Raw genomic sequence first — 19,417 nt, 5'->3', positions numbered from 1 at the left:
CCTCCAGCACGCGCTGGGTGGACTCCGGGGGCCACACCTCGCGCACCTCCATGATTCCCTGGGTGAGCGTGCCCGTCTTGTCCGTGCAGATGACCGTGGCGGCCCCCAGCGCCTCCACCGCCTGCATCCGCCGCACGAGCACGTGCCCCTTCACCATGCGCTGCACGCCCACGGCGAGCGCGAGCGTCACCACCGTGGGCAGGCCCTCCGGCACCGCCGCGACCGCGAGCGCCACCGCCGCGAGCAACAGCTCCACCCCCGCCTGTCCCCGCGCCAGCCCCAGGCCCGCCACCAGCGCGCCCACGGCCACGCACAGCACCAGCAGCATGCGGGTGACGCCCTCCAGGCGCTGTTGCAGCGGCGTCTGGGGCTCCTGCGCCGTGCGCACCAGGTGCGCGATGCGGCCCAGCTCCGTGTCCATGCCGGTGGCCGTCACCTCCGCCACCGCCGTGCCCGCCGCCACGGAGGTCCCCATGAAGACGCGGTCCTTGCGCTCCGCCAGCGGGGTGGTGTCCGGCAGCGCGCCCACCTGCTTGTCCACCGGCGTGCTCTCCCCGGTGAGCGCCGCCTCCAGCGTGAGCAGCGCATGCGCCGACAGCAGCCGCGCGTCCGCCGCCACCACGTCCCCTGCCTCCAGCACCAGCGCGTCCCCCGGCACCACCTGGGACGCCGGAATCACGGCGCTCACGCCGTCGCGCAGCACCCGCGCGCTGGGAGCGGTGAGCGCGCGCAGGGCCAGCACGGCGCGGTCCGCGCGGTACTCCTGGAGGAAGCCCACCAGCGCGTTGAGCACCACGATGGTGGCGATGGCCACCGCGTCCGCGCCTTCGCCCAGCAGCGCCGCCACGCCGCACGCGCCCAGCAGCAGCCACACCATGCCGGAGCGGAACTGGCGGCCCAGGAAGAGCCACGCGGAGCGGGGCTGCTCGCGCGTCAGGGTGTTGGGCCCGTGCCGGACCCGGCGCGCCTCGGCCTCCCGCTGGGTGAGGCCCCAGCGCGGCTCCGGCGCCACCGCCGCCGCCGCCCCGGTATTCGCCGCGCTCATCGAGACACCGCCCGCTCGCCCCACGCGCCACTGCGCTCCACGCGGTGGCCATGCTCGGGGTCCAGCCAACAAGGGAGGCTCATTTCGGGTTGCTCCTGCGCCAGGGGATGCCCCCGCCGGGTTGCGAAGCCCATGCCGCGAGGGGGGACGCGGACCGGGTCCCCGGGACGCGCAGCTTTTGCGCCCATGCCTCCGGGCGCCGCAACCCTTGCGGGCCGGGCCGGGGACGCCCGAGGGAGTGGGACGGCACGCATCCTGAAGAGGCCTGGAGGCTATAATGGGGCGCGCTCCCAGCGCGAGCCCCACCGGAACGTCCCGGTGTGGCGCCTTCCCCCCGTCCGGAGCCCAGCCATGACCATCCTCTGCGCAACCGACCTCTCCGAAGGTTCCCGTCAGGCCGCGGAGGTGGCCGCGCGAATCGCCGCCCGCCGGGGCCAGACGCTCTGGCTCGTCCACCAGGTCCACCCGGATCAGCTCCGGGTCGCGGCCGAGCCCGTGCGCGAAGGCCTGCGGGCGCTGCTGCGCGAGGAGACCCAGCGGCTGGAGCCGCTGGGGGCGCGGGTGGAGTCCACCCTGCTGGAGAGCGGCTCCTCGCGAGCCCTGGCTGTCTTCTGCGACGCGCACGAGGCGCGGCTGCTGGTGGTGGGCACGCCCCGCGACGAGCCCGCCGGCCTGGGGTCGGGGGTCAGCCTGGAGCGCATCGCGCGCAACTGCGCCGTGCCGCTCCTGCGGGTGCGTGACGCCGCCCCCTTCAAGGCCTGGCTCCAGGGGGAGCGCCCCCTGCGCGTGATGTTCGGGGTGGATCGCTCACGGGGCAGCGAGGCCGCCCGGCGCTGGCTGGAGGAGCTGGGCGCGGATGGCCCCATCGAGCTGCTGGCGGGGCATGTCTACTACGCCTTCGAGCAGTGCCGGCGCCTGGGGCTGCCCACCCCCATGAACCTGGATGAGGTGGCGCCCCGCATCGAGGCCGTGCTCCACCGCGAGGTGGCGGCGCTGGCGCACACGGGCCAGGGCGTCTCGCCGCGCGTGCACCTGCGCATGGCGGTGGGCCGCGCCGCGGACCACCTGGTGGACCTGGCCCGGGAGCAGGAGGCGGACCTGCTCGTGGTGGGCACGCACCCGCACAACGCCCTGGGCAACCTGGCCTCGGTGGCGCACCACGCCCTGCGGCTCGCGCCCATGTCGGCGGCGGTGGTGCCGGTGGCCTCCGCGGCCTCCCTGGGCGAGGTGCCGCTGCCCCAGGTGCGGCGGCTGCTGGTGGCCACGGACCTGTCGCCGCTCGCGGACGAGGCCATCCCCTTCGCCTTCGCGCTGGCGCCCGCGGGCGCGGAGGTGCACCTGGTGACGGTGATTCCCGAGCGCTCCGGCGCGGAGCTCCACCGCGACCTGAAGCAGCGCCTGCTGGAGCGCGTGCCGAAGGGACTGGATGCCCGGGAGATCACCACGCGGCTGGAGGTCCTCCACGGCGAGGACGTGGCGCTCGCGCTCGTGCAGGCCGCGGAGCGGATGGACGCGGAGCTGCTCTGCCTGGGCTCGCGCGGCCACGGAGGCGTGAGGGAAGCCCTGCTCGGGTCGGTGGCGCGCAAGGTGCTCTCGCTGAGCCGCCGGCCCGTGCTCGTGCTGCGTCCCCCGCTGCGCTGAAGCGCGCAGCGGCCTTGGGTCAGCGCGCGGCGGGAGCCCCGCCGCCCTGGCTGTAGCTGTCACAGAGCGCCATGTACTCGTCGCTGTCCATGGCGAGCGCGGAGACCCGCATCTTCTTGACGCGGGGCTTCGCCAGCGTGGTCTTGATCTGCACCATCTTGATGACCGGCAGGCCCATGTAGGACTGGTCGAGGTAGACGTTCTCCTCCATGTCCCCCCAGGCGATGAGCACGCCATCCGGGAAGCGGATGCCGTCCCGGCCGATGAGCAGCACGGGGCTGTCCAGCTTCCCCAGCGCGCGGATGCAGTTGAACAGCATCCAGGCCGAGGCCAGGGTGATGAGCGCGACGGCGATCCAGATGTTGCTCACCGGGAGCGCCCGCACGGTGAGCGCGCCGAAGCCGAGCGTGGCCACCACCCAGATGACCACGCCCGCGATGAGCTTGCCCCGCGAGTAGTAGATGGCGCGCGGCTTCTCCGCCTGCTTCTTGGACTGGGGGGAGCGGTAGATTTCCATGTCGGGATGCCCGTGGGTGCGTCAGCCGGCCAGCCGGTCTGAGAGATAGGCCAGCAGGACTGGCGAGTTGATGACCTTCGCTTCGTCGAACTTCCGGGCCTTGCCCTGAGCGACGATGACCAGGTCGCGGGACGCGGAGCCCTGGTCCACCTCGTCCTGGAGGCGGATGCTCTCGATGTCGTCCCAGCGCCAGAGCCTGCCCCGGTGGATGAGCCCCGCCTCGCCCAGGACGAGCGGCCCGAAGCGCACCGGCTTCCCCGCGGAGATCTGGTGGCTCACGCGCGCCAGCAGGCGCGACACGACCTGCTCCAGCACCGCCGCGTGCAGGACGTCCGGGTCGCTCCACAGGTACAGCCGCAGCCGCAGCGTTCCACCCGTGTGGCGCAGGACGAGGCGGTCGTCCCCGTGCTGTTCGATGATCTCCCGCACGTCCCGCCAGCGGATCCGCATGCCGTCCGCGCGCAGGGCTTCGTCGTCCACCGTCAGGGTGTGCGGCGCCATCAGCCAGGCGAAGAGGTCGCGGGCCTGCCACGCCAGGACCCAGATGCAGCAGGGGATGCCCAAGAGCAGCAGGTAGAAGCCGAACCCGCTCCGGAGCACGTCCTGGACCATCTGGTGCGGAAGCAGGGGCACGCCCAGGGGGTCCAGGAGCGCCGCGGCCTCCACGTAGAGCAAAGCCAGGCCCGCCAGGAACCAATACACCGAGTGAGTTGGAAGGATCTTGTGGTGCGAGCGCTTCAGTGCTGCCTCCAGACGGGCCTGGGCGGCACGTCTATAAACAATCAATCCTGTCTCCGCGACGTGTTTCGCCCCTCGGAAGCACGTTCTCGCAGCCTGGGAAAAACAAACTCACAGACTGAGACAGCGCTGTCTGGCTTTGCCTGGAATCTTCCCTTTCCAAAAACAACACAGTCCCGGTGTATCGCGACGGATACAGCGGGGCCGGGGCGAAATCGCAGACATCCACGGTCCCCACCCGGACCCGGCGTTCACCGCCCGGATTCCCAAGCGGCGCGGCGGGGCTAAAGTCGCGGTCCATGCACGTCCTGCATCGCGGTCAGGCCCCCCTGAAGCCCCTCCTGCTGCGCCCCCTGTTCGGCGGGGTGCAGCGCATCGGCATGAGGTCGGAGACCGCCACCACGCTTCGCGACGCGGGCCGCACCAGGCCCGGCCCCGCGATGCCGGGGGTCCAGCTGGTGATGGCCGTGGAGGTCCTGCGCGTGCTCCCGGATGGCAGCGCGCGCTACCGCTTCACGCTGGAGGAGGTGGACCTGCTCGTCGCCGCGCGCACGCCCGTGCGCACCGTGGAGGCGGCCCGCGCGCAGCTGTCTCCCCTGCCCGGCCTGAAGGGCGAAGGCCAGGTGGCCCCCAACGGCCGCTCCAGCGGCTTCGAGTGGAAGCTGCCTGCGGACCTCTCCGCGCCCGTGCGCGGCCAGATGCAGCAGATGGCCGGACTGCTCAAGGACCTGGGCACCTTCCTGCCTGGCGAACCCGTGGGCGTCGGGGCCCGCTGGGAGGAGAAGGGCGCGGGCAGCGGCGCCCTCACCGGCGCGAACACCCGCGTGGAGCTGCGCACCTGGGATGGTCAGTCCGTGGGCCTGCGCCTCCAGATGGAGACGCCGCGCACGCCCCAGCCCGTCCCCGCCTCGCTCCGCCCGCCTCCGGACGTCAAAGGCGAAGCCTCCATGTACACCGAGGCGAAGGGCCACGGCGGCTGCCTGCTCTCCCTGGACCGGCTGTGGCCCGTCCGCATGGAGCTGGACGTGGAGTCCCACGTCGCCGTCCGCGCCGGCACGCCAGAGGCCCCCAAGCGCTTCGACGGCTTCACCACCTCCCGGCTCCAGCTGCGCGAGCTGTCCTTCACCCCGCCCCGCCTGCGCGCCACCCGCACGGTGTAGGCCAATGCCTACCTGAGATTCCGGTCCGCCTGGGTCATCAGGCAACCTGGGGCGGGTTGATGCGATAATAGGGAAAAGGATTGCACCCGGTGGCGGGGGACGCCGCGGTTCCAGGGCGCCAGTAATGGACCCACCGAGGGCAGAGAAGTCTTCGGAGACAGACGATGGCGATCGACGGACCTCGTAACAACGGCCTTCCGCGCACGTTCCCGCAGCAGCCGCCGGCCCCCAAGCCTCCGCCACCTCCTCCTCCGCCGCCTCCTCCCACTCCCAAGCCCGCGCCTCGCGACCGCTCCAGCTTCGAGAGCACGCAGCCCCGGACCGGCCTTTCGCTGGGGACGATGGCCGCGGCGGCCGCTACCGCCGCTACCACCTCGGCCGCTACGGCCGCGAACGTCGCGGCGACGCGCAACCCCGTCGCCGGGCCGCCGGCACCGCCCGCCCCCGCCGCGCCTGCGTACACCCAGGCCCAGGCGGACAAGGACGCCAGCGCCCTGCGCGAGGCCATGGACGGCGGCATGACCGGGTGGGGCACCGACGAGGACAAGATCTTCAAGACGCTCGAGGGCAAGACGCCCGAGCAGATCGCGATGATCCGCCAGAGCTACCAGGACCACTACGGCAAGAACCTGGATGCGAAGATCCGGGACGAGCTGGGGGGCTCCGACCTGCGGCGCGCGGAGGGCCTGCTCCAGGGCAACGCGGCCAGGAGCGACGCGGTCAACCTCCAGTCCGAGATGGACGGCCTCTTCGGCTCCAACGAGGACATGCTGAAGATCCTGGAGAAGCGCTCTCCCGCGGAGCGCCACGCCATCGCGCAGCAGTACGCGGACATGAACGGCGGCACCCCGGCGGGCCAGAAGCCCGAGGACGTCCTCCTGGCCCGCATGGGCCGGGAGATGGACGGCGCGCAGCTGGAGCGCGCCCGGAGCATGCTCCACGCGGGTCAGGCGTCCACGCCCGCGGAGGCCACCGCGCTGGAGACCCGGGCGCTCAAGGCCGGCCTGGAAGAGGACATGGCCGGCTGGGGCACCGACGAGGGCCGCATCTTCGAGCGCCTGGAGCGGGCCACGCCGGAGCAGCGCGCCATCCTCGCGCAGGATGAGGGCCTGAAGGCGAAGCTCAAGGACGAGCTGTCCACCGAGGAGTACGACCGCGCCGTCGGCCTGATGCAGGGCAACCCGGCCCAGGCGGACTCGGCCCGGCTGCGCGAGGCCATGGGCGGCTTCTTCGGCGCGGACGAGAGCGGCGTGCGCGACATCCTCCAGGGCAAGACGCCCGAGCAGCTCAACGCCCTCAAGGCCGAGTACCAGAGGCAGACGGGCCAGTCGCTGGACGCCCAGGTGCGCAGGTGGGACGGCGGCGACCGGGACGTCACGCTGCGCCTGCTCAACCCGCCCGCCGCGGACGACGCGAAGGGGCAGGCGGAGGCCTCCGCGGAGCGGCTGTTCCTGGCCATGGACGGCATGGGCACGGACGAGGACGCCATCCGCTCCGAGCTGGGCGGCAAGTCCAAGGCCCAGCTGGACTCCATCGCCGCCGCCTACCAGCAGAAGTACGGCAAGGACCTGCGCGCGGAGCTGGACGGCGAGCTGGACGGCCGCGACGAGCTGGAGCTGCTCAAGCAGGACTACGACCTGGGCGCCATCGACCCCAACGACCCCAACGCCGCGCAGGAGCGCGTGCGGCGGCTGCGCGAGGTCCAGTCCAACGAGTCCGGCTTCGGCGTGAACCTGCTGGACGGCATCCAACACCTCACCAAGGGCGAGTCGGACAACGACATCCTCGACCGCAACCTGGACCGCGCCGACCGGGCCATCGCGACGGGTGACACCCAGCGCGCGAACACGCTGACGGGCTACGCCACGGAGGACGTGAAGGCGCTCCAGTCCGCCAAGGACTCGCTGGCGGAGACCACGGCCACCGTGGCCGTCGTCGCCGCGACCACCGTGGCCGTCGTCGCGACGGGCGGCGCGGCCACGCCCCTGGCCATCGCCGGGTACGCGACGGTGGGCGCCACCACGCGCGCGGCGACATACGCCGCCATCCAGGGCGGCGCGGCCGGGGCGCAGGACCTGAGCCGCCAGGCGCTCATCGGCGCCGTGGAGGGCGGCACGGCGGTGATTCCCATTGGCAAGGGCGCTTCCGCCGTCGCGGGCGGCACGCGCGTGGCGGCCACCCAGGCCACGGAGGCCGCGGTCCGCACGACGGTGCGTGAGACGGCGGAGGGCACCGTGCGCACCGCCATCAAGCAGGGCCTCAAGGAAGGGGCCTACGGCGGCGCGGCCGGTGGCGCCATGGACGCGGCCACCCAGTCCGAGACGTGGAAGGACGGCGCGCTCACGGGCGTGGGCCGCGTGGCCACCCGCGCGGTGACGGACGGCACCGTGGGCGCGGTGACGGGCGGTGTCGTCAGCGGCGGCCTGGCCAAGGGCGCGGAGCTGCTCAAGCCGCGCGAAATCCCGGTGCTGCGCAACCCGGACCTGCCGGGCAACACCACCAAGGTGCGCTACGACAATGGCCAGGTGCGCATCGAGGCGGGGCCGCACGCCACGCCCGCGGACATCGCCGCGCACCAGGAGACGGCGCGCCTGCTCCAGAAGTACGAGGGGCCCACCGGGCAGATCCGCCAGCTCAAGGACCGCGTCCAGCAGGCCCTCACCCGCACGCCGGGCTACGGCACGCAGGGCTTCGAGTCCAAGCTGGAGGTGCAGAAGCTCAAGAACATCCTGGGCGGCCTGGAGGCGGCGCAGCAGCGCATCGACGACAGCATCGCGGGCATGAGCGGCAAGCCCACCGCGGCCACCGTCGCCGAGCGCGCGGCGCTCCAGCGCGACATCGCCAACGTGGAGTTCCAGATTGAATTCCACGCGAAGCGGCTGGACTCGCTGGCCCCGGGCTCGGGCTCCGTGGCCATGCACGGCACGCCGGGCGCCACGACACCGGACTGGCCGGGCGTGGGCACGTCCGTGAACACGCAGAACGCGGTGTCGCCTCCGACGAAGGGCCCCATGTCGGCGGAGGAGTACAAGGCCATCAACGACCCGCGCCTGCCCACGGAGTCGCGGGCGGAGTACAAGAACCGGGTGGCCGAGGGCCACCGCGCGTACGCCCAGCGCACCTACGACCCGAAGACCCGCACGCAGGCGGAGCTCAACCAGGACGCCAAGACCGGCCGCTACAGCCAGAAGGATCCGATAACGGGGCAGGATGTCCCCCTCGAGACGCAGCAGTACGCCAATGCCCGCATCCAGCTGGCCCGGGAGGAGATGCTCCGCCGGGGCGTCATCCGCGACCAGCAGCTCACGGCGGCGTTCCCCAATGGCCCCACCTTCGACGTGGCGGCCAATGACCTGGCGCACGGCACCGCCCACAACGCGCACACCGTGGACCGGCACGGCGCCCAGCTGCCCTACTCCTCCGCGGGCACGCCTCCGGGGACCCGCAGCATCGAGAGCCGCGTCACCACGGGCGATGGCTGGAACAAGACGGAGCCCCTGTCGTTCCAGTGGGACAGCGACGCGACGATGAACGCGACCATCAACAAGTACGTCGCCGACAACTGGGGCCGCATCCGCACCGAGCTGGCGCTGGAGGGCGTCAGCGACAACCTGGACATCCCCGTGCCCGCCGGGACGTCGGTGGGCCGGGGCTTCAAGGGCGTGGAGGATCCGGTGACGGGCAACATGAGGGCCGTCCCGCTGAACGCGACCCACTACAACATCCGGCTGCGCGTCATTGACGGAGCGCCGCCGCAGGTCGTGGTCCTGACCGCCTTCCCTGGTAACAAGACCCCATGAACGCCGACCCCAAGGCCAGTGCCACCTACGAGCAGCTCCGGGCGCGGATGGACGCCCTCCAGAATGCGCCTCCGCTCGACAAGGCGCGGACCTTCCTGAAGGCCTACTGCGGCCCCAACTCGGACCTGGCCGAAGTGGAGGACCAGATCCGGCACGTGCTCGGGTTCAACAGCATCCCGCTGTTGACGGGCATCGAGGGGCTGGAGGCCGTGCTCACCGACAAGCAGCTGCCAGCGCAGACGCTGGTGTCCCTGGTGCAAGAGGACGCGAAGCGGAAGGAGCTGCCCGCCACCCCCACCGCCGCCCGTCAGTACCTGGAGCAGGTGCTGGGCCTGCTGCGCAAGTACCTGCCCGAGCGTCCCGAACCCGAGGGCGTGCTGAGCTTCGCCATCGACGACGTCTACAACCTGCGCGACCCGGCCGGGAAGCTAGAGCGCCTGCGCTGCATCGACGTGATTGGCGTGGAGAACGAGAGCTTCGCGGTGCTCGTGCCGGAGCACGCCAGCGAGGACAAGGGCCCCTTCACGGTCTTCCGCTACCAGGCGGTGTACGGGCAGCCCTTCAAGTACGACCGCGTGACGGACGCGGCCGTCGTCGCGAAGGTGCTCAAGGCGTCCCAGAGCTGACCTCCGCGACACCAGCATTCCGTGCACGGATGGCCTACGGTGGGGGTCCATGAGCTTCGCCGACAAGATGCGCGTCTGGATGCCCCTGCATGAGAACGGCGTCAGCCGCGCCGTGCACTTCGTGGGGGCCTACCTCTTCACGTTCGCCCTGCTGGTGCCGCTGTGCTGGGCGCGCATCCCCGGCACGCCGCTGACCGCCGCGCACCTGCTGGTGGCCGCGGTGGCCGTGTACGCCATGACGCTGGAGTGGACCGCGGGCCTGCTCATGGCCCTGCCGCTGGTGCCCACGCTGCTCGCCGCGGAGGCGGTGGCGCGGCTTCCCACGGGGACGGCCGCGGGCATCGCGGTGGGCGTGATGGTGTTCCGCTTCGCGATGGTGGTGGGCGCGCACGTCGTCTTCGAGAAGAAGACCCACGGCCTGTCCCTGGGCGGTCCGCAGCTCTTCTTCATCGAACCCGTGTACCTGCTCACCCTGGTGCTCTTCTCGCTGGGCCTCAAGCAGGACCTGCGCGCGCGCGTGGCGGCCTCCAGCGCCTGACGTCATGGAAGGCCCCGGCACCCTCGTCCGGCATCCCGCCGCGCGGTGGGGGCTGCTCACGCTGCTGTCGCTCCTCGTGCTCTCCGCGGTTCCCCTGTCCGGGGTGACGTCGCGGGGGACGCTGAAGGAGGGCTACACGGACCACGTGCGCCACCCGTACGTGGTCTGGGTGGGACTGCATCGCGGACTCCAGCCCCTCTACACCGCGCCGCTGGGCGAGCTTCGCGAAGGCCTCCCCTATCGCCAGGCCATCGACCAGTGGCTGGAGGTGCCGTACGTCTATCCGCCCGGCGCGCTGGTGCTCTTCCTGCCCATGGCGCTCGTGGGCGAGTGGGTGCCCCTGTCGCCCCAGGCCTTCGGGCAGGTGTGCCTGCTGTACCTGCTGGCCTTCGCGCATGTGGCGCTCTACGCGGCGCTGCGGCTGCTGGACGGGCTTCCGGCGGGTGGGCGCTGGGCGGTGGGGTTCCTCTGCTGGCTGGTGCTGATGCGGCTGGCGCTTTATGGCCAGTACGACGGCGCGTGGCTCGTCTGCGGGGTGCTGGCGCTGGCGGCGCTCGCGAAGGACCGGCCGGTGGTCGCGTTGCGCTGGCTGGCGCTCGCGGCGCTGTTGCACTACCGGGCGCTCGTCCTGGTCGCCGTGGGCGTGGTGGCGCTGTGGCGCGTCGTGCATGCGCGGCCGGTGCGTCAGTGGCCGTGGGGCACGCTGGTGGGGGTCGCGGCTGCGGGGGGCCTCTGCGTGCGCACGTTCCTGTGGATGGCGCCGCTGGCAGCCCAGACGGATGCGGCGACGCCTTCCATCCTGGGAGAGCCCGGCACCGTGGCCCTGGTGATGGGCTTGAGCGCGGCGGTGCTGGCGCTCTCCTGGCGCGGGGCGGACGGGCTGGTGACCGCGTCGGTGGGGCTGGGCGTGTTGCTCGCGGTCATCGACACGCGCCATTGGTGGCATGCGTCCGCGCTGCTGCTGGTGCCTTTGTGCGTGGGCGTGCTGCGCGCTCCTCGCTGGCCCACGGCGGTGCGGCTGGGGCTCGTCGTCTGGGCGGGGGTGCTGGAGATGGCCGTGTGGTACGGCAATCCCCTCTGGTTGTTCCGCGACCTCAATCGCTTCCTGCGGCTGGTGTGAAGCGGAACCGCGCCTCGTCCCAGACGAGCCCGTAGCGGAGCAGGAGGTCGTCGATGCCCGCTCCCGCCGGGGGCGGATGGGCGATGGAGTCGAACCGGTTCAGCTGGAGCGTCTGGTCGGAGGCCGCGGAGACGAGGAGCGCGCCGTCCGGTGAGAAGGCCAGGGCCGCCAGGAAGCCCTGCTGGCCCGTGAGCGTCCCCAGCTGTTCACCGGAGGGCAGCCCCCAGACCTTCACCCCCGCATCCATGCCCGACGAGGCCAGGAAGCGGCCATCGGGCGACACGGCCAGGGCGAGCACGCCCACGGTCTTCTCGCCCAGCGTCTTCAACAGCCGGCCCTCCGTCACATCCCAGACGCGCAAGGGCTGACGCATTCCCGCCGTCACCAGGTGGGGTTCGGACGGAGTGAAGACCACGGCGCGCACGGGTTCGCCCATGTCGAGCCGCAAGAGGGGCTGACGCCGCTCCACGTCCCAGGTCCGCACCGTCGTGTCCTTGCTGCCCGACGCGAGCCTGCGCCCCGTGCTGTCGAAGGCCAGGGCCCAGACCTTGCCGGTGTGTCCCTGGAGCAGTCCCACGGGCCTGCTGTCGGCCACGGACCAGAGCTGGATGTCCGGATCGCCCGCCACCGCGAGCAGCGCCCCATCCGGGCTGAAGGCCACCGCGCGCACGGAGCCGCTCCCCCCTGGCAGCTCCAGCAGCACCCGCCCCGAACGCGCGTCCAGCACGAGCGCCCTCCCCTTCAGCGTGCCCACCGCGATGCGCTCGCGGTCCGGGCTCACCGCCAGGGACACCGCGGCCTCCGCTCCTCCCCCTTCCGGACGGAGCTCCCTTCCCTCCGCGATGCGCCACCGCCGCCAGCCGTCCTCACTGCCTGTCATCAACTCGCGGTCCTGGGAGAACGCGAGCGCCTCCACCCAGACGCCGGGTCCGCGAAGCAGCACCTGCGCGGGGACCTCCGGCCGGCGCCACACGGCGAGGAGGCCGTCCATCCCGCCCGAAGCGAACGTGCGCCCGTCCGGTGACAGGGACACGCTCATCACGAAGGCTTGATGCGCATCCATCCGCTCCAGCAGCGCGCCCCCATGGCCGTCAATGAGCTGCACGCGCCCGTCCCATCCGCCCTGGACCAGGAGCTGGAACCCGCCGTCGATGGCGGCCACGGAGACGTCGCCTGAGTTGCGAAACACGTCGGTGAGCTGTCCCGAGCGGGCGTCCCAGAAGCGCACGGCCCGGTCGGCCGCCGCCGTCATGATGCGCATCCCGTCCGAGGAGAACGCGCCCGCCACCACCTTCTCTTCATGTCCCACGAGGCGGTGGAGTTCCTTGCGCGACTCCAGGTCCCAGAGCCGCGCGCTCCGGTCCGCGCTCGTGGACAGGAGCCGCCTGCCGTCCGGGGAGAAGGCGACGGCGATGACGTAGTCGTCGTGCTCGAAGCGCAGCTGCTCGGCGCCCGTCTCGAAGTCCCAGACGCGGACGGCCTTGTCCAGGCCGCCGGAGGCCAGCCGCCTGCCGTCGGGCGAGAAGGCCAGCCCGAGCACGACGTCGGTGTGGCCGGGAATCACCGCGCGCGGCTGGCCCTGGCGCCAATCCCAGACGCGGAGCTCGCCGGGTCTTCCCGCGGAAGCCAGCCAGCGGCCGTCCGGCGAGAAGGCCACGGCGTGGACCTCGGCCGTGTGGCCCTTCAGCTCCGCCAGCAGCTCGCCGCGCTCCACGTCCCAGAGCCGGACGACGGAGTCGTAGTGTCCGGACGCCAGCACGCGGCCATCCGGCGTGAACGCCAGGGCGAGCACCGAGCCCTGGATGCGCTTCGACCAGCGCAGCGTGGAGGCGCGGTCCACCGCCTGGCCCTGTCCCCACTGCGCGGCGAGCGAATCCCGCGAGGCCCGAGCGAGCGCGAACGACGCCGCCGCCACGCTCCACTGCCGGGACTCGGTGGCAGCTTCGCCCCGGGCCTCGTGGATGCGGGCGCGCAGGTCCCGCGCGTTCGCTTCGTCCGGCGCGCCGCCACCGGAGGACCGGTGCGCCGAACAGGAAGCAAGCAACAGCATGAGGCACCACCACCGCATGGGGCTTTCTCCGGACACGGGGCACGGCTTGCCTGGGCGCGGAGCGTCCGCACCCTTGGGCCAGGACCGTAACCCGGATGGGAGGAAGCCATGCCCGGCAAGGCGACCGTTGAACGAGCGAAGCAGGCCCCGGGCACCGTCGAGGAAGCGGAGCAAGGCCACGCAAGGGCGCGCTCGAGCGGGAGGGCCGTCAGGCGGCTTCCAAGCAGGCCCTGTGTCCGCCCAGCCCTGTCCGCCCAGGCGAAGAGCGCCTCACGCCAGCGCACGGCCACCGCGCGCAAGACGTCCGCCCGCAAGGCCGCGGCCACCCGCAAGGCCGCGGCCACCCGGCCCCGGAGGTAGCCGCGAGGCCCGGCGGCTACAGGCCCGTCGGATAGGTCTCCGGCGCTTCACCGCGCTCCCATCCGGCGGTGCGCTCCAGCGGTTCGAGCGCGCGCGTCTCGTCGATGTGCAACATCGCGTCGAACTGCTCCGGCAGCCGCGTGTGGAAGTAGTGGCTCCTGCGCTCCGTTTCGGGCCGGTAGATGACGCCGATGGCCCGCTGCAGGCGCGGCTCCCGGAGCGCTCCGGCGGCCTCTCCCAGCTCGCGGAGGTCCAGCAGGAAGCCCGGCAGGCCAACCTGATGGAAGACGGACTCGCAGCTGCCCGCGAGCCCGTGGCGGACCTGCTTGCGCTCGGCGGACCCTCCCCAGTTGGAGGCCGCGGTGACGGTGCCCCGGTACGTGCTGAAGCCGATGAGCCGCGTCGCTCGCGGGTGTCGCTGGCGCGTCAGCTGGCCCAGGTTCACCTCGCCCGACGCTCCCATCTCCGTCGCGCGCGCGTCCCCGACGTGTGAGTTGTGCGCCCAGACGACGATCCGGGCGGCCCCGAGCCTCCGCTTCAGGAAGCCCGTCAGCGCATCCAGCGTGTCCGCCATGTGCGTGTCGCGCAGGTTCCAGGACGAGATGCGCCCATGGAACATGGACCGGTAGTATTCCTCCGCGTTCTGGACGACCCGGGCGTTCTGCTCCGCCTCGAACTGCGCGTCCTCCGCGATGAACCCATCCCTTCGCAGCAGGGCCTCGCGCTCCCGTTGCAGCTCGCGGAGCTGGTCGACGACCTGGCGCTCGCAATCCGGAGACAGGCCCAGCGACGTCGCGTGGCCGTAGTCCTTCGGGTCCTCGCCGAAGTGTTCGAAGCACGCGTAGCGGTACCGGGCGCGCTTCGCGGCCTCCGGATCCGCCCGGTCCAGGTACTTCAGCACCGCGCCCATGGAGGCGTGGAGGCTGTAGAGGTCCAGCCCGTAGAACCCGACCTTCTCCCGCGCGGAGTGACGGTCGTTGTGGGTCCGCAGCCAGCCCGCGAAGTCCAGCACGTCCGCGTTGCGCCACATCCACGCGGGGAAGCGCTGGAAGTCAGAGAGCGACTCCACCGCGTCCGCGTCCGTGCCCATGGCCCGCACGTAGCGGTTGATGCGGTACGCGTCCGGCCAGTCCGCCTCCACCGCGACGGCGTTGAAGCCCTTCTCCTCGATGAGCCTCCGCGTCAGGAGCGCGCGCAGCCGGTAGAACTCGTGCGTGCCGTGGGTCGCTTCCCCAATCAGCACGCACGTCGCGTTCCCCACCAGGTCCATCAGGGGCCCGAAGTCCTCCCTCGTCCCCTGGAGCGGCCGCACGGACTCCGCGAGCGCTCGCACCAGCAGTCCGTCGTCTCGGTGCGCCATGGTGTCTCCTCCCCTTGTCTTCAAGGGTTGGGTCGCCCATGGCCCGAAGGAAGACGGCGGGCGGCCAGGCAGCCCCAGGGTCTACCGGGACTCTCATCTTGAGAGAATCAAGCAACTCCCTGACCAGGCACGGCGATAACCTTTTCAGAGGAATCTTTATGACCCAGATCAAATCCCCCACGGGCTTCGTCTCGTCGCTGCAGACCGCGTTGAAGACCGCCAGCACGGCAGGCAAGGCCGTGGGCGCCCCGGCCCTCAAGAAGGCGCTCCAGGGCGCTGACGCGAGCCAGCTGAGCCCCCAGCAGAAGCACCAGGTGCGCGACGCCTTCGAGAAGGTCAAGTTGACCCCGAAGGCCCGTGAGCTCGCGGATAGGTTCGTGGGCGACGGCGTCGGCCTCAAGCCGCCGAAGGACAGCGGCATGGTGAAGGTCATGATGGACGACCCCACCCGCGGCTCGAAGCTGTCGGACTTCACGCCGCGGGACGGCGGCCGGGTGAAGATCCGGATGGATGATCCGACCGGTGGATTGAAGCTGCCGGACTTCACGCCGCCGGACGGCGGCCGGGTGAAGGTCCGGATGGATGATCCGACCGGTGGCTTGAACCTGCCGGACTTCACGCCGCCGGATGGCGGCCGGGTGAAGGTCATGATGGATGACCCGACCCGTGGCTCGAAGGTGCCGGACTTCACTCCGCCGGACGGCGGCCGGGTGAAGATCCGGATGGATGATCCGACCGGTGGCTTGAAGCTGCCGGACTTCAAGCCGCCGGAGGACCTCGGCGTGGTGAAGGTCATGATGGATGACCCCACGCGTGGCTCGAAGCTCCCGGACCTCAAGCCGCTGGATGGCGGCATCGTGAAGGTCAAGATGGACAGCCCGGTCTGAAAGACGGGCGGGCGAAGTCAGGGACCCCATGACGTCTCGCAAGAAGGTCGTGGTCATCGGCTCGCGCTCGGATGACGCCACCCGCTTCGTCGCGGAAGCGGTGGAGCGGCGTCGTGCGCGAGCCATCGTCCTGGAGACGGACCGGGTCCCGGACTCCGCCGCGTTGAGCTGGGAGGACGGGGAGGTCCACTGGGACGGTGAGTGTCTCAGCGACCTGCGCTCGTTCTACCTCAAGCTCGTGCGCCTCTCGCTCCCGGTCCCCGAGGCCGAGGCCCTGTCCGAGCGCAACTTCCCGCGCTGGCAGGAGCAGTACCTGGCGGAGCGGGAGCGCCAGTCGTTCCTCCACTCGGTGCTGCGTTCGCTGCACCGGCGCGGCGGCTCGTTCGTCAACCCGCTGGAGGCGGTGGAGCTGCACTACCTGAAGCTGCAACAGCTGGCCCTGCTGCGCCGCCACCGCATCCCCGTCCCCAGCACCCTGGCCACCGCCTCGCCGGACGCGGTGCGCGAGTTCGTCGCGCGCCACGGGGCCGTCATCTACAAGCCCCTGAGCGGCGGCGCGCTGGTGCGCAAGGTGGAGGAGGCGGACCTCACCGAGGAACGGCTCCAGCTGCTCGCCAACTGCCCGGTGCTGTTCCAGGAGCAGATCCAGGGCGACGAGTTCCGCGCCTACGTGCTCGACGGCGAGCCCGTGTCCGCCTTCCACATCCCCACCGACGGCGTGGTGGACGCGAGGCAGAACCTGCACCGCGTGAAGCCCGCCCGCCTGCCGAAGGAGGCCTGGGCGGTGTGTCTCAAGGGCGCCAGCGCGCTGGGCATGGTCTTCACGGCGGTGGACCTGCGGCGCGGACCTGATGGCGCCTTCGTGGCGCTTGAATTCAACCCCACTCCCGCCATCTCCTTCTTCGATGACCCGCGCGACGGCAAAGTCATCTCCCGGCTCGCCAGCTACCTCGTCTCCAAGGCCTGAGCGCCCGAGCGGGTTCTTCATCACGGACTACGCCGACAGCATCTTCGGCCCCGTCCCGGCCCCGAAGCCGGAGGTGTTCCCGGCGTCCGCGACCGCGTGGACGCGCCTAGCCTCCGTCTCCGAGGCCCTGCACGCCACGCTCCGCCGGGAGTTCATTGAAGGCGGACGGGTGCCGCACCTCTGCCTCACGGACGCCCTCCTCCCCGAGCGCGCCGAGGCGCTGCACCAGGCCCTGCGAGACGCGCGCTTCGTGCGCCACCATCACGGCCCCTATCCGCTGCACATCGCGCCGCTGCATCAGCAGGAGCCCTCCGCCCTGACGGACTTCTGCGCGTGGCTCAAGAGCGCGGACGGCGCGGCCTTCCACGCCGCGCTGGTGGGCTGGCCCGAGCCACTGGAGACGCGGCAGGTGCAGGTGTCGCGCATGGAGGTGGGCGAGTTCTTCCCGGAGCACCGGGACACGGACGAGGAAGGGCTCGCCGTCGTCTACAACTTCACGCGCCCGTGGGAGGACCGCTTCGGCGGCGTCCTCACCTTCCGGCATCCCGAAGTGGACGCGGACATGATGCGCGTCCCGCCGCTCTTCAACTCGGTGTTCATCTTCCGCGCGAGGGGCGCCCCCCACCGCGTGACGGAATGGACGTCCGAGGCCCGGGGCCACCAGCGCTATTCCGTCACCGCCTTCATCCTCGCGAAGCGCTGAAGCGCCGGCCTGCCCCCACGCATCTGGACTCGCGGCCGGCGTCGCGGGGCTAGACTCAAGGCCATGCACCCACGATCCGCCGCGCTCTCCCCGTCACGGCTCGCCGACATGACGTCCGCCCTGCGCGGCCACGTCGAACGCGGCGACCTGCCCGGTGTCGTCGCCCTGGTCGCTCGCGAAGACACCGTGCACGTCGACGTGCTGGGCACGCAGGGCCTTGCGCCCTCCGGTCCGCCCATGCGGCGGGACAGCCTCTTCCGGCTCGCGTCCATGGCCAAGCCCATCACGGCGGTGGCCACGCTGATGCTCGTGGAGGACGGGAAGCTCCCGCTCGACGGCGCCGTCGACCCGTGGCTGCCGGAGCTGGCGGACCGCCGCGTCCTGCGCACTCCCGGCGGCCCGCTCGACGACACCGTCCCCGCGAAGCGCGCCATCACCGTGCGCGACCTGCTCACGCTGCGCTGGGGGCTGGGCGCGGTGATGGCGCCGCCCGGCACGCACCCCATCCAGAGGGCCATGAGCGAGGCCCGGGTGGCGCCCGGCTTCCACGCGCTCACGGATCCGCCCGACGAATTCATGCGGCGGCTGGGCACGCTGCCGCTCATGCATCAACCCGGAGAGCGGTGGAGCTATCACACCGGCTACGAGGTCCTGGGCGTGCTGGTCGCGCGGGCCTCGGGCATGCGCCTCGACGACTTCCTGCGCGAGCGGCTCTTCGTGCCACTGGGCATGAAGGACACGGCGTTCACCGTGCCCACGGAGAAGCTCGACCGGCTCACGACGGCCTATGCGCTCGACGACGCCACGGGAACGCTGGAAGCGTGGGACACACCGGCGGACAGCTCCTGGTCACGGCCTCCCGCGTTCCTGTCGGGAGGAGGCCAGGGAGGGCTCGTGTCCACGGCCGATGACCTGCTCGCCTTCTGCCGGATGCTGCTGGGCGGAGGTCAGGCCGGGAACACCCGCCTGCTGTCCTCCGCGAGCGTCCAGGAGATGCTGACGGACCAGATTCCGGAGGAGCAGAAGGCCGCCTCGCCCTTCTTCCCTGGCTTCTGGGATGCGTCCGGATGGGGCTTCGGCGGAGCCGTGTGCACGAAGCCGGATGGCATCTCCCCCACCGCGGGGCGCTACGGCTGGGCCGGCGGCTACGGCCCGACGTTCTTCATCGATCCCCGGCAGGACCTGACCGCCATCCTCCTGACGCAGAGACGCATGCAGGGCCCCGACGACGAGGCCCTGGCCCTGGAGTTCTCCAAGGGCGCCTACCGGGCGCTGGAGGACTGAGGCTCGATGCTTCAGAGCGCCGGGGCGGGCGTCGCCGCGTCGGACTGGGCGCTCGCGCTGGAAGGCGGGGTGATGCCTCGGGCAGTGGCGTCCAGGTTCGCGAGGCCCCGCTCGAACTCCTTGCCGATCATCGTGTCCATGTTCACGACGAGCGACATGGCCTTGCCCATCAGGGTGTTCTCGCCCTCCATCGCCCAGCTCACGCGGGTGCCGCCGTTCTCCGGGGTGAGCGTGAAGGTGGCCTGGTTCGTGGCTTCGAACGGCTTGAAGAACTCCAGCTTGAGGACGACGCGCGCGCCGGGCTGGCTCTCCACGATGGTCATGCGCCCCGCCCCGGACTCGCCGCCGGCATAGGAGAAGCTGGCGCCCGGTCCTTCGTTGGGCCCGTCGAAGACATTGGTCACGCCGGGCGCGGGCTCGGAGCGGAACGGGTTCCACGTGTCGAACCGGTGCAGGTCGTTGATCAGCGCGAAGACGGTGGCCGGGGGCGCGGCCACGTGCGCGTTGCGCTCGATGCGGAAGTGGTCCGGGCGGGTGGCGACGAAGGCGCCCAGCGCGACGACGAGGACGAGGACGGCGATTGCGATCTTGCTGGCCATGGGAGGCTCCCGGCTCGATGGA

General features: G+C 71.7%; 16 protein-coding genes. 10 read left to right on the top strand and 6 right to left on the bottom strand.

Going from position 1 to position 19,417, the window contains the following annotated elements:
* A partial coding sequence (locus D7W82_RS12950; protein ID WP_147439306.1) for an HAD-IC family P-type ATPase occupies positions 1-1,045 on the bottom strand: 1,045 nt, incomplete at its 3' end.
* Between the two features lie 351 nt (positions 1,046-1,396).
* On the opposite strand from D7W82_RS12950, the gene D7W82_RS12945 reads away from it, so the two are divergent.
* Complete coding sequence (locus tag D7W82_RS12945; RefSeq protein ID WP_158617647.1) at positions 1,397-2,686, top strand: universal stress protein; 1,290 nt, start codon at positions 1,397-1,399, stop codon at positions 2,684-2,686.
* A gap of 19 nt (positions 2,687-2,705) precedes the next feature.
* Here D7W82_RS12945 and D7W82_RS12940 read toward each other — a convergent pair whose 3' ends face one another.
* Both D7W82_RS12940 and D7W82_RS12935 read right to left on the bottom strand, forming a co-directional pair.
* Entirely contained in the window at positions 2,706-3,203 is a 498-nt protein-coding gene (locus D7W82_RS12940; RefSeq protein ID WP_120618639.1) for a hypothetical protein, read from the bottom strand.
* Positions 3,204-3,224: 21 nt separating this feature from the next.
* Positions 3,225-3,905: a hypothetical protein gene (locus D7W82_RS12935; RefSeq protein WP_233587449.1), complete on the bottom strand. Its 681-nt coding sequence runs from the start codon at positions 3,903-3,905 to the stop codon at positions 3,225-3,227.
* Positions 3,906-4,240: 335 nt separating this feature from the next.
* On the opposite strand from D7W82_RS12935, the gene D7W82_RS12930 reads away from it, so the two are divergent.
* The 5 genes from D7W82_RS12930 to D7W82_RS12905 all read left to right on the top strand — a co-directional run bounded on the left by D7W82_RS12930 (position 4,241) and on the right by D7W82_RS12905 (position 11,185).
* Positions 4,241-5,101 (top strand): hypothetical protein, encoded by an 861-nt coding sequence (locus tag D7W82_RS12930; protein WP_120618638.1) that lies wholly within the window; start codon positions 4,241-4,243, stop codon positions 5,099-5,101.
* 164 nt (positions 5,102-5,265) lie between these two features.
* Positions 5,266-8,901 carry an annexin gene (locus D7W82_RS12920; RefSeq protein WP_158617646.1) on the top strand — a complete coding sequence of 1,212 codons (3,636 nt, stop codon included), beginning with the start codon at positions 5,266-5,268 and terminating at the stop codon, positions 8,899-8,901.
* The gene (locus D7W82_RS12915) at positions 8,898-9,527 is read left to right on the top strand and encodes a hypothetical protein (RefSeq protein ID WP_120618635.1); all 630 of its coding nucleotides are present in this window, start codon (positions 8,898-8,900) and stop codon (positions 9,525-9,527) included. Before D7W82_RS12920 ends, D7W82_RS12915 begins: the two co-directional genes overlap by 4 nt.
* A gap of 49 nt (positions 9,528-9,576) precedes the next feature.
* Positions 9,577-10,065 (top strand): Mpo1-like protein, encoded by a 489-nt coding sequence (locus D7W82_RS12910; RefSeq protein ID WP_120618634.1) that lies wholly within the window; start codon positions 9,577-9,579, stop codon positions 10,063-10,065.
* 4 nt (positions 10,066-10,069) lie between these two features.
* Entirely contained in the window at positions 10,070-11,185 is a 1,116-nt protein-coding gene (locus tag D7W82_RS12905; protein ID WP_120618633.1) for a hypothetical protein, read from the top strand.
* Here the strand turns inward: D7W82_RS12905 and D7W82_RS12900 are convergent.
* Positions 11,160-13,253 (bottom strand): WD40 repeat domain-containing protein, encoded by a 2,094-nt coding sequence (locus D7W82_RS12900; protein ID WP_120618632.1) that lies wholly within the window; start codon positions 13,251-13,253, stop codon positions 11,160-11,162. The two genes, D7W82_RS12905 and D7W82_RS12900, sit on opposite strands and share 26 nt — an antisense overlap.
* A gap of 358 nt (positions 13,254-13,611) precedes the next feature.
* Positions 13,612-14,955, bottom strand: coding sequence for an erythromycin esterase family protein (locus D7W82_RS12895; protein WP_120618631.1), 1,344 nt, complete (start codon positions 14,953-14,955; stop codon positions 13,612-13,614).
* 158 nt (positions 14,956-15,113) lie between these two features.
* On the opposite strand from D7W82_RS12895, the gene D7W82_RS12890 reads away from it, so the two are divergent.
* The 4 genes from D7W82_RS12890 to D7W82_RS12875 all read left to right on the top strand — a co-directional run bounded on the left by D7W82_RS12890 (position 15,114) and on the right by D7W82_RS12875 (position 18,796).
* Entirely contained in the window at positions 15,114-15,842 is a 729-nt protein-coding gene (locus tag D7W82_RS12890; RefSeq protein ID WP_120618630.1) for a hypothetical protein, read from the top strand.
* 28 nt (positions 15,843-15,870) lie between these two features.
* Positions 15,871-16,809, top strand: a complete 939-nt coding sequence (locus D7W82_RS12885; RefSeq protein WP_120618629.1) for a RimK family alpha-L-glutamate ligase — start codon at positions 15,871-15,873, stop codon at positions 16,807-16,809.
* 73 nt (positions 16,810-16,882) lie between these two features.
* Entirely contained in the window at positions 16,883-17,512 is a 630-nt protein-coding gene (locus tag D7W82_RS12880; protein ID WP_233587448.1) for a 2OG-Fe(II) oxygenase, read from the top strand.
* Between the two features lie 63 nt (positions 17,513-17,575).
* Positions 17,576-18,796: a serine hydrolase gene (locus D7W82_RS12875; RefSeq protein WP_120618627.1), complete on the top strand. Its 1,221-nt coding sequence runs from the start codon at positions 17,576-17,578 to the stop codon at positions 18,794-18,796.
* 11 nt (positions 18,797-18,807) lie between these two features.
* Here D7W82_RS12875 and D7W82_RS12870 read toward each other — a convergent pair whose 3' ends face one another.
* Positions 18,808-19,395 (bottom strand): SRPBCC family protein, encoded by a 588-nt coding sequence (locus D7W82_RS12870; protein ID WP_158617645.1) that lies wholly within the window; start codon positions 19,393-19,395, stop codon positions 18,808-18,810.
* Positions 19,396-19,417 lie beyond the last annotated feature (22 nt).

Source organism: Corallococcus sp. CA049B, from assembly GCF_003611685.1.
Classification (GTDB): Bacteria; Myxococcota; Myxococcia; order Myxococcales; family Myxococcaceae; genus Corallococcus; species Corallococcus coralloides.
This window is presented reverse-complemented; position numbering and strand designations above follow the sequence as displayed.

Coding starts and splice junctions, on each gene's coding strand:
- D7W82_RS12920 (WP_158617646.1), top strand. CDS start 5,266: ATGGCGATCGACGGACCTCGTAACAACGGCCTTCCGCGCACGTTCCCG.
- D7W82_RS12895 (WP_120618631.1), bottom strand. CDS start 14,955: ATGGCGCACCGAGACGACGGACTGCTGGTGCGAGCGCTCGCGGAGTCC.
- D7W82_RS12885 (WP_120618629.1), top strand. CDS start 15,871: ATGACGTCTCGCAAGAAGGTCGTGGTCATCGGCTCGCGCTCGGATGAC.
- D7W82_RS12875 (WP_120618627.1), top strand. CDS start 17,576: ATGCACCCACGATCCGCCGCGCTCTCCCCGTCACGGCTCGCCGACATG.
- D7W82_RS12945 (WP_158617647.1), top strand. CDS start 1,397: ATGACCATCCTCTGCGCAACCGACCTCTCCGAAGGTTCCCGTCAGGCC.
- D7W82_RS12905 (WP_120618633.1), top strand. CDS start 10,070: ATGGAAGGCCCCGGCACCCTCGTCCGGCATCCCGCCGCGCGGTGGGGG.
- D7W82_RS12870 (WP_158617645.1), bottom strand. CDS start 19,395: ATGGCCAGCAAGATCGCAATCGCCGTCCTCGTCCTCGTCGTCGCGCTG.
- D7W82_RS12940 (WP_120618639.1), bottom strand. CDS start 3,203: ATGGAAATCTACCGCTCCCCCCAGTCCAAGAAGCAGGCGGAGAAGCCG.
- D7W82_RS12930 (WP_120618638.1), top strand. CDS start 4,241: ATGCACGTCCTGCATCGCGGTCAGGCCCCCCTGAAGCCCCTCCTGCTG.
- D7W82_RS12910 (WP_120618634.1), top strand. CDS start 9,577: ATGAGCTTCGCCGACAAGATGCGCGTCTGGATGCCCCTGCATGAGAAC.
- D7W82_RS12890 (WP_120618630.1), top strand. CDS start 15,114: ATGACCCAGATCAAATCCCCCACGGGCTTCGTCTCGTCGCTGCAGACC.
- D7W82_RS12900 (WP_120618632.1), bottom strand. CDS start 13,253: ATGCGGTGGTGGTGCCTCATGCTGTTGCTTGCTTCCTGTTCGGCGCAC.
- D7W82_RS12915 (WP_120618635.1), top strand. CDS start 8,898: ATGAACGCCGACCCCAAGGCCAGTGCCACCTACGAGCAGCTCCGGGCG.